This is a genomic window from Acidovorax sp. 1608163 (assembly GCF_003669015.1).
Classification (GTDB): Bacteria; Pseudomonadota; Gammaproteobacteria; order Burkholderiales; family Burkholderiaceae_C; genus Acidovorax.
Map to the genome: position 1 here is coordinate 880,722 of NZ_CP033069.1, position 12,623 is coordinate 893,344.

Genomic DNA, 12,623 nt, shown 5'->3' on the forward strand with positions numbered 1-12,623 from the left:
CCAGGCCGTTCCCTTTTCCAGCCCGTACCTCCTTTTCCTCCATGGCCAGCGATTCTTTCTCCGTGCTTCTCTCGCTTTACATGCGGCGTATCCGTGCCAGCGCCTCGGGGGTGGCGACGGAGATTGGCCTGAGCCGTGAAGCCGTGAACAACTGGCGCAACGGTGTGTCAGTGCCCAACCCCCGCTCGCGTGACCGCGTGGTGGCCTGCACCCGCTACCTGCGCCTGACGGAGACCGAGTCCAACCGCCTGCTCAGTGCGGCGGGCTTTGAGCCCGAGTTTCCGCTGCAGGCCGAATCGGTGGGTGCACAGCCGTTTGCGGCGTTCCAGGACAAGCTGTTTGCCCAGCTGGCGCAGGCCATGCCGTACCCCATCTCGCTGCTGCTGTCGCCCGCGCACTGGGGCCAGCCGCCGTTTCGGCAAGAGCTGCTGGCCCGTGCCCGCGCGCAATACGGCGAGGGCGCGGTGCTGCACATCCAGCCGCCCTACAGCGTGAGCACGGCGGCCGACGAATACTTTGCCGCCATCGGCCGCCAGTGCGGGCTGGGCGAAGTCACCTCCGACTACGAATTTGAAGCCGCGCTGGAGCAGCGCCTGCTGGCGGGCGAGCGGCTGTTTTGCCTGGTCAGCCGCTTTGAGCAGGGCACCCCTGCACTGCGCGAAACCCTGGCGGGCATTTTGCGCAGCCTGAGCGAAATGCACAGCGGCCGTCTGCACCTGCTGCTGTGCGGCGGCGAGGCGCTGGCCGACCTCAAGTACCGCAGCGGCGACTTGTCGCTGCTCAACATTGCCCAGGTCAACCATTGGCCCGAGCCCACGCTGGACGACCTGGTGGTGCTGGCGCGCCACCGCTGGCCCGAGCAGCCCTGGGCCGTGCCCGTGCTGGCCGCTCTGCAAGACCTCAGCGGCGCCCACCCCGCCTTGTTTGAAGAAGGGCTGCAATGGCTGGTAGACCACGGCACCGCCGCACTGCAAGGCGATGTGGTGGCAGCGGGCGAGCTGCGCAGCCACTTGCTAGGCAGTGCACGCCTGTGGCAAACCTTTTTGCCGCTGGCGCAGGCACCAGCCTCGCGCCAGCGCCTGGCGCAACTGCTGCAAGCCCCCGACCTGGGCCGTGCTCGCCCGTACCTGCAAGACGACGACCTGCGCCGGCTGTTCTGGGGCAACCTCATCCACGTACGCGGCGCGGGTGACGCGGCGCGGCTGTATTGGCGCTGCCCTATCGTGCGCGAGGCTGGCTTGATGGTGCTGGAATCATGCTCGAACGAATGAGCCCGCTGCTCTCGCGCCCTGTGCTGCGCGCCATGGTCATTGCCGTGGTGACGTTGTTTGTGGCCAGCGCCATCTTCACCCCCCAGCTCAACCCCTTCACGCGCAGCGCTTTCCTTGCGGCCATGAATGTCGGCCCGGTGTGGGGCGAGGTGACGCAATGGCGCGCCGCCATGATCGATGCGCGCAACGAGCTGGGTGACTGGCCGCCGGACATCCAAAAATACGCCCCGCCCATTGCCAACGCCAAGCTGCGCGTCACTTCGCCACGCCCCAACGTGTTGCAGGGTGACATTGCCAACCACCCCGAGCTGGGCAAGATCGCTGGCACGCAGGTGATCATTGAGTTCCATCCCGACTCCTATACCTGGAGCTGCCGCCGAGGCAATCCGCCCGTGCCACCAGGCTACCTTCCCATCAATTGCGATGACGGCGTGACCGACGATAGGGAGCCGAGCAAGCCATCTGCCGCGTCCGCCTCCGACCCTTTTGGGTGGCTGCGGTCATTGATCATTGGGTGTGCTGTGATCTTTTGCGCCGGGGCGGTGGTATGGGTGGTGCGCCATCCCCTGATTGGCTCTGGCCAGCTGCGCCCCGCGCGCCTGCGCCGCACGCCCCTGGACCGCCTGCCGAAAATCGACCGCCTGCTGCGCTGGATGGGGCGGCTGGACGCCACCTTGCAGGCCGCTGAAGTCCGCACGGCAGACTGGCGCCGCGCTGTGTTGTGTGCCCAGGCGAACGGGCTTGACTACGCCACTGGCCTGGCCCAGACCCTGGCCGACAAAGTGGTGGCCCGCCAGCAGACCAGTGCCGATTGGGCACTGCCCGGCGTGGTGCTGGAGTGGCAGTTTGCCCCCGACCTGCCCGTGTCGCTGGACCGCTGCCTGGTGCTGGTGCCCACGCCGGGGCTCGACGAAGCTGCGTTGGTGCAAAGCCTGCGCGCTGCGCAGACCGGCAGCGACGTGCTGCTGGTGCTGAGCGAGCACAGCCTTGAGGCCCCGTGCCCCCTGCTGCGCGCCCACTGCGAAGACAGCGCCAACCTGCATGTGATGGTGGACAGCGCCAGCCTCACCGAATGGCTGCTGGGCGGCCAGGCCCTGCAGGTGCTGCTGCGCCTGCTGTCCACCCAGTTGCGCATCACCCGCATCTCGCCGTACCAGACGCGCGGTGGCGTCACGCGCGAAGGCTCGTTCTTCGGCCGCGCGCAGCTGCTGGCCCGCGTGGTCACCCGCGAGCCTGCCAACTACCTGGTGGTGGGCGGGCGCCAGCTAGGCAAAAGCAGCTTGCTCAAGGCGGTGCAGCGCCGCCTGCAGGGCCACCCGCACACCGTGTGCCACTACGTATCGCTGCGCGACCACCGGCTGGCACCCCGCCTGGCGCTGCAGCTGGGCCTGCCCGCCCACACCACGCTCGAAGACATCGTGGCCCACCTGCAGGCGCAAGCGGTGGGCAAGCGGCTGGTGCTGCTGATTGACGAGGCCGACCAGTTCTTCCGTGCCGAGTCGGACCAAGGCTATGCACAGTTGTCCACCCTGCGCTCGCTCAGCGAAGAGGGGCGCTGCTGGTTCATGCTGGCAGGGTTCTGGGATTTGTATGCCACGGCGGTGCTCGACTACCAAAGCCCCCTGCGCAATTTTGGCGAGGTGCTGACCATTGGCGGGCTGGAGCGCGTGGCCTGCCGCGAGCTGGCCACCGAGCCACTGCGCCGCCTGCGCCTGGGCTTTGCCAGCGATGCGTTGGTCGAGCGCCTCATCGACGCCAGCGGCCAGCGCGCCAACCTGGTGGCCATCCTGTGCCAGGAATGCCTGGAGGCCCTGCAACCCGGCGAGCGCGCCATCGAGGCCCACCACCTGAACCAGGCCCTGGCCTCGCAGGCGGTGCAAGACGCATTGGCCGGCTGGGGCCGCCTGAGCCAGGACGAAGCCGCCTGCCGCCTCGACCGTGTGGTGGTCTACCACACCGCCCAGTCTGGGCAGACCAGCCTGGTGGCCTTGGCACAGCTGCTGCATAGCCACGGCATCGCGGCCGATGCACAGGCCCTGCGCCAATCGCTGGCGCGACTGCAGCTGGCCTACGTGCTGCGCAAGCAAGAGGCCGAATACCGTTTTGCCATCCCGCTGCTGCAGGGCCAGTTTGAGCCCAGCGAGGTGGAGCAGCTGCTGCGCCAGGAGTTGGCTGTGTTGGGCAGGGACTCACGCTCCGCTGCATGAACCGCAACATCGAAACATGCCTGTGTTGAACCGGGTGAATTTTTGACCGAGGAACTTTCAATGACCGTACCAAACCCATCTGTCACGCCTGCATTGCCTCCTGAGTCCCGCTATGCCTCGGTGGTCCAAGACCACAAAGCCCTCTGGGGCGCCGTGCAAGATCGAGCGCACGAAGGAGAGGGCGACGGGCTGGTCGCAGCCATCGCCTTGCATGCCTCGCGGGCCCTGGTCGCTTATATCGAGTACGGAGAAGACATGGATTTCCCTCAACTGTGCTTGCTCGATCTGCGTTCGGATGCGGTGACTACCATCGACAGCGAGGATTTGATTGACTCCCCCATGATTGGTGGCATGGCCTTTACGGATGAAGACGCGGGACTGCTGGAGCTTCAGTTTCGCGACGGCAACACGCAGGTGGTGACGCTGGATTTTGACGCGCAATCCGTGCGCTGGTAGGCGGCTGGAGATCTCACCATGGCAAGCTCTTCAACGGTTGTCCTTGAACATGATTCAGGGTTCGAACACATCCTGTCGTCCATAGACCGCTTGGTCCGCTCCGGCGTCCACCCCGACCGCATCAGCGTGTCCCAGTACCCCGCGTCGCACTGGGCCTGCAGCCCCCGCTGGGCGCACTACGATGGTCCTGACGAGGCCGCCGTGGCCCAACGGGTGGATGCGCAAATGGCCTTGCTTGGCTTGCTTCTGGAGCATGGCGCCGATCCCAACAAGCGCAAGAATCGCAATGACACGCCTTTGGCCTTGTGCTGCGGGCAGTTGTGGGGAGGCGCTGGGGGGCGCTCTTTGGAGCGGCTGGGTTTGGTGCTGGCAGCAGGGAGTGACCCCCGCAAGACCAAGGACCCCGCGCTGTGCACCGCCCTCGGGCTGGAGGACATGCGTGGCGAGATTTGCAACATCCCATTTCGCGTGGATGCCCAAGTGGGGCATGCCGAAATGGTGTTCCAGGCGGTCGATATGCTGCTGGCGGCCGGTGCTGACATCGAAGCGATGGATCACCGCGAGATGTACAACCCGATCCTCATGGCCGCCTACATGGGGAGTGTGCCGTTGTTGCGCTTTTTGAAGGACCGCGGCGCTAATGTGCACTTCACCACCCCCGCAGGCACCAACGCGCTGATGCACTGTGCTGGCGATGTGGACGGTCTGAACCTGAGCCGCGCTGGCATTTCGGTGGCGTGGCAGCGAGGGGTCGACCCTGTCGCCACCACCCGCCAGCTGCTCGACTGGGGCCTGGACCCCGCTGCAGCCAACGCGCGCGCTCGCACCCCACTGCGCCTGGCCGTCAGCGCAGGCAACCTGGATGTGGCTGCAGTGCTGGCCGAAGCCCTGGCGGCCCAGGGCAAGTTGGTGGCTGCCGACGTGCGCCTGTTCCGGGGCACCGAATACGAATCCCGCGTGGCGGCGTTGACCACCTCCGTAGCCCCCAAAAAGCCCGCCAAGCCCAAGGCCGCTGCGGATGGCTCCGCCCAGCGCGCCACCTGGGAGCGTGCGCCCGGATTGATCGACGGGCCCACGGACTGGACCGTCAGCCAATACCCCGATTGGCTGCGCACCTGCCTCAAGGGCGTGATTGCCCACCTTGGCTCGGGCGCAGACCCGCGCGTGCCGCCTGGCGTGCTGTACCTGGAATACGACGACTACTTTCGTGGCCTGAAGCTGTCGCGCACCAAGTCGTATCTCAGCCGCAGCGGCGCGGTGGAAATGGGTGTCCATGTCTTCGATTGGTCTGTCATGCGCATCCGCTTCTCGCAGGTGGAAAACGACGACTGGGTGCTGCGCGAGGCGATTGATTTGCCCATGGCCCCAGGCGCACCGCCTGCCAACGACGTGCTGTGTGACGCCATCGGCCAGCTGTGCGCCCGCTACCTCAATACCCAGGCTTGACGCCGGTTGAACGCGTGCACACCGCCCCATCCACCTCCTTTTTCATCGCCCGACGCAATGACCACCAAGCCCAAGTGGACCGACCGCATCTTTAGCCCCATCCGCGTGCTGAACCGCGCCGACGGTCTGCACCTGGAGAAATTCACCGATGCCGATCTGGACCAGATCGCCGACTGCGACGACATCCTGGACATCCACCTGCGCAGCAACCGTACAGCGCAGCCGGTCGATCTGTCACGCCTGGCGCATATCCAGGGGCTTCGGCGCTTGAGCCTGGATCGCATGCAGTTCACCAACCTGCAGGCCCTCAAAGCCTTGCCGCACCTGAACTCGCTGACCATTGAATACTGCGACTTCAAAGACTTCGAGGCACTCAACGGGCTCAATGTTGAGACGCTGTTCGTGTGGAACAACAAGTTCACTCACTTCCCGGCAGGGCTCCAGTTGCCCAGGCTGGAGAGCCTGTACCTGTCACACAACCGCATCACCGACCTGTCGTTCGTTGCCAGCTACCCCACTCTCAAATGCTTGCATGTGAACGGCAACCGGATCACCGACCTGGCTCCTTTGGCTGGCTGCGCGGCCTTGGAGACCCTGTGGGTCGATGACAACCCGCTGACCACACTGGCGCCCCTGGCAGGTCGGCGCTACCAGCGATTGCATGTCAGCAGCGAGTTGAGCGCGGAGCGTGCGGCCTTACAGCTGGAGTTGCCCGAGGAGCCGTATGTGCGCGACCCGGAAAGCATCGAAGCCTCGCGTATCGCGCGGCTGATGGAGGCCAAGGATTGGCCGCAACTCTATGCCATCACCGACCTGTCTTTGCTGGGCGACGCGTTCTCCAGTCTGGTGCATGGGCACTTTGACGAGGAGATGGTGCGCGGCGCGCTGGCACACCCGGCCCCCGGCGCGTTCGATGCGATGGTGACCCACGGCCTGCGCCCGCACTATTGGGAAGAGTCCAAGCTGCTGGTGTCGGTGCTCAGCAGCTTCGGCGAGCGCTTGGTGGCCCCGCTGACCCATAGCTTTCACGCCGAGCTGGCCTTTTACCCGGAGTACGAACCGTTCTACGCGGGCAAACTCAAGCATGAGCACGCCACCATCGCCCGCATCCTGGTGGAAGCTCCCATCCCCGCGTTTGCCGACCTGTTCCTGGCGTTCTTCAACCTGCGCGAGGGCTTCTCCGAAGCCCACCTGCACCACTACAAGCAGCTGCTCGATGGGGTGGGCAAAGTGCAGTCTCCGCAGCTGGTGGAGCCCATCATCGACCTGCTGCGGTTCGAAAAGCACGTCCTGGGCGGAGACTCGGCGTTCATGAAAAAGGTCTTCAAGGCCATTGGCCAGCTGGGCGCGAGGGCCGATGCGGCCGTGCTGGCTGGCCGCTTTGATGTGTCCGCCGAAGCCCGCACCGATGTGGCCGAGGCCTACGAGGCCACCCTCAAGAAGCTGGAAAAGAAAAAGAGCTGATGCGCTGCAGCCCGCTGTGTTTTGCTTCTGCTGTTGAACCCGCCCCATGTCTGAATCCCGCCTGCACTACACCGTTTATTTTGCGTCCCGCACGCAGGCCGCTGCCTGGGCTGCCGAGGCCCAAGCAACGGCCGACATGCCGTTGAACGAGCAAGCCCGAGTGCTGGGCACGATGCTCGGCCTGGGCGAAGACGCCGGCGTGTCGTTCGAGTTCGCGGGCGCCGCGCAGCTGTGTGCCGAGCTGTCTGTCCTCGGGCCATGGAACCTGCTGGCCTCTGAAGGCTGGCCACCCGGGCTGGTGGAGCGAGGTGCCAAGCTGCTGAGCTGCGAATGGCACAACGGCCCCAAGGCAGAAGGCCTGTGGCTCAACGGCCCCAAGCCGGTCACGCGCAAGCAGTTTGATGCCGCTGTGCGCAAGCTGGACCCACTGGAAGAAGTGCACCAGTTGCTTTCCAAAGAACAATACGGCGAGGTCTTGAACCTGGTGCACCACCACGGCCTGGACCCCAACACGGTGCTGTACCACCGGCCGCTCATCGTGCATTTGCTCACGCCGCAGGCGGGCAAGGCCAGCGGCGTTTTGCCCACCGAGGCCATCATCGCCCTGCTGCAAGCCGGGGCGCGGCCCGATCCCCTGGCCCTGGTCACCCGCATGCCCAGCTTCACCTTGCCCGTGTTTCCGCTGCATTGCGCGGCCTACGCGTTTGACATTGCGCTGATGCAGGCGCTGGTGGACGCAGGCGTGGACGTGAACGCTGTGGACGACGAGGGGCACACGCCCTTGATGCAACTGGCCGATGCAACGCACTATTTGAGCAAGCCAGTCTCTATGGCCGTGCTGGCCGCGCAGTGGCTGCTGGAGCGGGGCGCAGAGGTCAACGCCGTGAGCCAGCACGGGGATTCGGCCCTGGCCGGGGGCGTGCACCGGGCGCTGCGCGATCTCCTCATGGCACATGGCGGCCGGGTGATCTGGCCGCACTACGTGCTGGAGTACGACGCACCGCAGCAGCAACTCAACGCGATTTCGTACCACGACCATGCGCGGCTGGATGAATTGCTGGCGCAGGCGCCGCCGGACGAAGCCCATCGGCATGGCTTGCTGAGCAGGGCTGTGGACGAAGGGAACCTCCCAGCGTTGGACCGGCTGTGGAGGCCGGGGGACCATGCGCTGATGTGCATCGACACAACCCCGGAGCCCCGGTTGCTGGCGGAATGCACCACGAAGCACGAAGGCACGGATGTGGCCACGATGCGATACCTGGTGCAGTGCAGCGCGCCCGAGGCCTTTCCCACGCGCGATACCGCCTGGCTGAATGCGGCCAACAGCTGCCTGAAGGATTTCAGCAGCCGCATCGTGGACCGGCCTGTGGAGTTGCTGGAGATAGTGCTCGCGCTCGGCTTGCCCGCTGAGCCACCGGCCGATGCGCAGCACACTCCCTTGGAGGCTGCTATCAACGCCCAGTCCGAAGCCAAGGTAGCGCTGCTGCTGGCCTACGGTGCCAACCCAAACCGGGTGCTGTACCACGGGGGCAATGCTTTGCATGAGGCGTTGGAGTGCAAGGCGACCCACTGCCTTCCTCTGCTGCTGCAGGCGGGGGCTGACCGCACCCACTGCGACCGCCAGGGCCGCACGCCGCTGCAGCTGGCGGTGTCCAAGCGCAACAAGGCCGCGCAGAAACTTCTGGCGGTCTGATGGTGTGCGCCTGTTCTCTCAGATTTTGAATAAAAATAGGCTCTAGCGCTTATTGTGTAAGCGCTAGCAGCTATTATTTTTGATATTCACGCCGCCTTGCGCTGGGCCTGTGCGTAGCGGCTGGCGGGGCGTTGCAGGCCCAGGTTTTCGCGCAGCGTTTTGCCCTCGTAGGCGGTGCGAAACAGCCCGCGCCGCTGCAGCTCGGGCACCACCAGGTCCACAAACTCGTTGAGCGACTGGGGCAGCACGGGTGGCATCACGTTAAAGCCATCGGCGGCGCCGTTTTCAAACCATTCCTGCATGCGGTCGGCAATCTGCGCCGGGGTGCCCACCACCACCCAGTGGCCGCGCGCACCCGCCAGGTATTCGTACAGCTGGCGCACGGTGTAGCCCTCGCGCCGCGCCAGTTGCAGCACCACCTGGGCGCGGCTGTTGATGCCCTTGGGCGGCTCGGGGATGTAGGGCGGCGGCGCGTCCAGGTCCCACTTTGACAGGTCTTCGCCAGGCCAGAAGGGGGCCAGCGTGGCCAGCCCCACGGCGGGGTGGATCAGCGCCTGCAGCTCGGCCCATTTGGCCTGGGCTTCGGCCTCGGTGCGGCCAATGACGGGGGAGATGCCGGGCAGCACCAGCAGCTCTTCGGGCCTGCGCCCGTACTTGGCCATGCGGCCCTTCACGTCGCGGTAGAAGGCCTGGGCTTCGACCAGGCTGGTCCAGGCGGTGAAGATGGCCTCGGCGCTGGCGGCGGCCAGCTCCTTGCCATCCTCGGACGAGCCTGCCTGCACGATCACCGGATAGCCCTGGGGCGGGCGCTCGAGGTTCAGCGGGCCTTCCACCTTCAGGTGCTTGCCAATGTGGTTGAGGGTGTGCACCTTGTCCGGGTCCAGGTACACGCCGCTGGCTTTGTCGCGCAGGAAGGCATCGTCGTCAAAGCTGTCCCACAGCCCCTTCACTACGTCCACAAACTCGTGGGCGCGTTCGTAGCGCACCGCGGGGTCGGGGTGGGCGTTCAGGCCAAAGTTGCCGTGCACGTTGTCGGCGCTGGTGGTCACCACGTTCCAGGCCGCGCGGCCCTTGCTGATGTGGTCGAGCGAGGCAAACTTGCACGCCAGCAGGTAGGGGTCTTCGTAGGTGGTGGACGCTGTGGCGACAAACCCAATGTGCTGGGTGACCGCCGACAGCGCCGCCCACAGCGTGACGGGCTCGAAGTGCGACAGGCGCCCCTGGCGGCTGAACGATTCGTGGTCGCCATGGTTGCGGATGCCCGGGCTGTCGGCCACAAACACCTGGTCAAACAGCCCGCGCTCTGCCGTCTGCGCCAGCTCGATGTAGTGGTCGATGTTGACGCCCGCATCGGCCTGCGCGCCGGGGTGGCGCCAGGCCGCAATGTGGTGGCCGGTGGCCATGATGAAAGCGCCGAGGCGCAGTTTGCGTGGAGTGTTGGGTTGGGTCATAGGGATGCCGATGGTTTGAACCGAGCGCGCAGCCTGCGAAACCGACGCGGCAAGTGCCAGTGCACCCGTGGCACCGGCTTTGCCGGGCCACCAGGTGCGTCCCCCGAAGGGAGAAAGCGCCGCAGGCGACTCAGGGGGCTATTTGCAGGGGCTACTCGGTGATCGTGATGCGGTGCAGCTTGCGGTGCTGGGGGAAGAAGTCGCCCACCGCGTAGTGCTGGGTGGATCGGTTGTCCCACACCGCCAGCGAGCCTGTTTGCCAGCGCAGGCGGGCCTGAAATTCGGGCACCTTGGGCAGCTCAAACAGCTGGGCCAGCAGGGCATCGCTTTGCGTGCGGTGCAGGCCCTTGATGTGGCTGGTGAAGGTGGGGTTCACATACAAAATCTTCTTGCCCGTGACCGGGTGCACGCGCACCATAGGGTGCTCCACCGGAGGGTATTTGGCGCGGGCGGCTTTCAGCTCTTCGCCGCTGGCGTCCTTGCGCAGCAGGTATTCGGTCCAGCCACTGATCTCCCAGGTGTGCACGGCCGTGAGGGTTTCCAGGTAGGCCTGCAAAGGCGCTGGCAGGCTGGCGTAGGCGGCCGTGAGGCTCGCCCACAGGGTGTCGCCGCCGGTGGCCGGAATCACCTGGGCGTACAGGCTGGTGCCCAGCGGCGGCTGTTCGCGCCAGGTGATGTCGGCGTGCCAGTTGTTGGAGGCCTTGGGCCGCTCGGCCGTGCTTTCCACAATCTCGATCTCGGGGTGGCTTTCCAGGCGCGGGAAGAAGGCTTTGACCTCGGCCACGCCGCCAAAGGTGCGCGTGAAGGCGATGTGCTGCGCAGGGGTGAGCTGCTGGTTGCGAAAGAAGATCACCTCGTGCTCTGCCAGCGCAGCGCGCAGTTCCTGTTGCGTCGTGGCGTCCAGTGGCTGGGTCAGGTCCAGGTCGTGGATCACGGCGCCAATGGTGGGCGTGTACGGCTCCACCGTGAAGCGGGTGTACGTGGGGTTCAGGTCGTTGAGCTTGGACATGGGTTGCCTTTCTGCACCGGGTTGCTGTGTGTGGGCCGCCTGGTGGAGCCCACCAGCGTGCAACCACTGTAGGCAGGGGCTTTGCGCCAGCGAACGAAGCAGTTCGCATATGCATAGTTGGCAAACACAGCAGTGCATGGCGGTTCGTGTCTTTGCTTATGACCGACTCATGGCGGCAGATGCATGGCACGAATGCTTCGTTGGCGCAGTGGCCGGGCGCCGTCCCAATCGGGTCTCCGTGCAACCTCGGGGCCATGGGTGCATTGCCCCGGCTTCCAAGAACCTGTTCAAAGAAAGGCCTCCATGTTTGTGACCGTCCGCCGCCTACAGGCCCTGCTGGCCCTGACTTTGGCCACTGCGCTGCCTTGGCTTCCCTTTGGCGTGCATGCGCAGGCACCAGCGCAGCCAGCGCTGCAAACCATCCGCATTGGCGTGGCTACCGGCGGTGTGGGTTCTGACCCGGTGCGCCACGGCGGCACATCGGCCGCGCTGGCCTACACCGATGGGGCGGTGGAGGAGGAGTTCAAGAAAGACGGCATCAAGGTGCAGTGGATCTTCTTCAAAGGCGCAGGCCCCGCAGTGAACGAGGCGTTGGTGAACAAGCAACTGGACTTTGCCTGGCAGGGCGACCTGCCCTCGGTCGTGCACCGTGCCAGCGATGTGAAGACCAAGATCATCCTCGGCAGCGGCGTGCGCACGGGTCTGTATCTGGCGGTGCCCCCCGATTCGCCCATCCAGCGGCTGGAAGACCTCAAGGGCCGCAAGGTGGCCGTCTTCAAAGGCACCAATCTGCACCTGGCCGCCGTGCGCGCCCTGGCCGACAAGGGCTTGAGCGAACGGGATGTGAAGCTGGTGAACCTGGACTTGCCCAGTGCCGACGCCGCCCTGGCCACCAAAGACATTGATGCCGCCTTTGGCTATGTGAACGTCTTTGCCTTGCGAGACAAGGGCCTGGCCAAGGTGGTCTGGTCGGCTTCGGCGGATTCGTACAAATACACCCGGCAGACGGTGCTGTTGGTGACCGATGACTTTGCCGCCCGCCACCCCCAGGCGGTGCAGCGTGTGGTCACCACGGTGCTCAGGTATGCGCACAAATACTCGGATGAATCACGCCGTGCCGACCTGTTTGCCCTGTGGGGCAAGGCCGAGTACCCCGAGAAGGTGTGGCGCGAGGATTTCATTGGCCAGCCGCTCAAAGTGCGTCTGTCGCCGCTGCTCGACCCGTTCCTGGTCGCCCGCTACAAGGACGCGGCCGACGAGGCCTACAAGCTCAAGCTCATCCGCAAGAAGCCCGAGATCGAGTCCTGGTTTGACCGCCGCTACCTCCAGGCGGCCCTCAAAGAGCTGAAGCTGGAGGGGCACTGGCCTGTGTATGCCGCAGGCGGTGAGTTGCTGCAATAAAGCGAGGCGGCCAGGCCCGCAAACCCTCAGATGCCCACGGGGCGGCACCGGGGTTTTGAGGGGCTGGCGGCGCCGGCGTCTGCTGTTCCTCATAACCACGGGGCACGAGCTCACGCCCAAAACAGCTAAGTCAAAGCATATTGCAAATTACCATTTATTTTTATATCGATCGTCTTCTACATTTCTTTTGGTTGTTATGTGACCGGTCCCTGCCGTCAGGGGTTA

Annotated in this window: 9 protein-coding genes; 7 read left to right on the forward strand and 2 right to left on the reverse strand. The window is 65.2% G+C overall.

Going from position 1 to position 12,623, the window contains the following annotated elements:
- Nucleotides 1–41: 41 nt before the first annotated feature.
- Genes EAG14_RS03940 through EAG14_RS03965 form a run of 6 tightly spaced genes read left to right on the forward strand, consistent with a single transcriptional unit; the run spans nt 42 to nt 8,537 of the window.
- Nucleotides 42–1,271 (forward strand): hypothetical protein, encoded by a 1,230-nt coding sequence (locus EAG14_RS03940; protein WP_121728122.1) that lies wholly within the window; start codon nt 42–44, stop codon nt 1,269–1,271.
- Nucleotides 1,256–3,478, forward strand: a complete 2,223-nt coding sequence (locus EAG14_RS03945; RefSeq protein ID WP_121728123.1) for an AAA family ATPase — start codon at nt 1,256–1,258, stop codon at nt 3,476–3,478. The genes EAG14_RS03940 and EAG14_RS03945 overlap by 16 nt, the downstream gene beginning before the upstream one ends.
- Before the next feature lie 60 nt (nt 3,479–3,538).
- Complete coding sequence (locus EAG14_RS03950; protein ID WP_162995904.1) at nt 3,539–3,934, forward strand: hypothetical protein; 396 nt, start codon at nt 3,539–3,541, stop codon at nt 3,932–3,934.
- 18 nt (nt 3,935–3,952) lie between these two features.
- Nucleotides 3,953–5,380 carry an ankyrin repeat domain-containing protein gene (locus EAG14_RS03955; protein ID WP_162995905.1) on the forward strand — a complete coding sequence of 476 codons (1,428 nt, stop codon included), beginning with the start codon at nt 3,953–3,955 and terminating at the stop codon, nt 5,378–5,380.
- A 57-nt stretch (nt 5,381–5,437) separates the two neighbouring features.
- On the forward strand, nt 5,438–6,844 hold the full coding sequence (locus EAG14_RS03960) for a leucine-rich repeat domain-containing protein (protein WP_121728126.1): 1,407 nt from the start codon (nt 5,438–5,440) through the stop codon (nt 6,842–6,844).
- A 46-nt stretch (nt 6,845–6,890) separates the two neighbouring features.
- Nucleotides 6,891–8,537 (forward strand): ankyrin repeat domain-containing protein, encoded by a 1,647-nt coding sequence (locus tag EAG14_RS03965; RefSeq protein ID WP_121728127.1) that lies wholly within the window; start codon nt 6,891–6,893, stop codon nt 8,535–8,537.
- Between the two features lie 86 nt (nt 8,538–8,623).
- Here the strand turns inward: EAG14_RS03965 and EAG14_RS03970 are convergent, their stop codons facing one another.
- Nucleotides 8,624–9,988, reverse strand: coding sequence for an LLM class flavin-dependent oxidoreductase (locus EAG14_RS03970; RefSeq protein WP_162995906.1), 1,365 nt, complete (start codon nt 9,986–9,988; stop codon nt 8,624–8,626).
- 151 nt (nt 9,989–10,139) lie between these two features.
- Nucleotides 10,140–10,997, reverse strand: a complete 858-nt coding sequence (locus EAG14_RS03980; RefSeq protein WP_121730283.1) for a TauD/TfdA family dioxygenase — start codon at nt 10,995–10,997, stop codon at nt 10,140–10,142.
- Between the two features lie 303 nt (nt 10,998–11,300).
- Here EAG14_RS03980 and EAG14_RS03985 point away from each other — a divergent pair, with 303 nt between their 5' ends.
- Nucleotides 11,301–12,398, forward strand: coding sequence for an ABC transporter substrate-binding protein (locus EAG14_RS03985; RefSeq protein WP_121728129.1), 1,098 nt, complete (start codon nt 11,301–11,303; stop codon nt 12,396–12,398).
- Nucleotides 12,399–12,623 lie beyond the last annotated feature (225 nt).

Coding starts and splice junctions, on each gene's coding strand:
- EAG14_RS03945 (WP_121728123.1), top strand. CDS start 1,256: ATGCTCGAACGAATGAGCCCGCTGCTCTCGCGCCCTGTGCTGCGCGCC.
- EAG14_RS03940 (WP_121728122.1), top strand. CDS start 42: ATGGCCAGCGATTCTTTCTCCGTGCTTCTCTCGCTTTACATGCGGCGT.
- EAG14_RS03985 (WP_121728129.1), top strand. CDS start 11,301: ATGTTTGTGACCGTCCGCCGCCTACAGGCCCTGCTGGCCCTGACTTTG.
- EAG14_RS03980 (WP_121730283.1), bottom strand. CDS start 10,997: ATGTCCAAGCTCAACGACCTGAACCCCACGTACACCCGCTTCACGGTG.
- EAG14_RS03970 (WP_162995906.1), bottom strand. CDS start 9,988: ATGACCCAACCCAACACTCCACGCAAACTGCGCCTCGGCGCTTTCATC.
- EAG14_RS03965 (WP_121728127.1), top strand. CDS start 6,891: ATGTCTGAATCCCGCCTGCACTACACCGTTTATTTTGCGTCCCGCACG.
- EAG14_RS03955 (WP_162995905.1), top strand. CDS start 3,953: ATGGCAAGCTCTTCAACGGTTGTCCTTGAACATGATTCAGGGTTCGAA.
- EAG14_RS03960 (WP_121728126.1), top strand. CDS start 5,438: ATGACCACCAAGCCCAAGTGGACCGACCGCATCTTTAGCCCCATCCGC.
- EAG14_RS03950 (WP_162995904.1), top strand. CDS start 3,539: ATGACCGTACCAAACCCATCTGTCACGCCTGCATTGCCTCCTGAGTCC.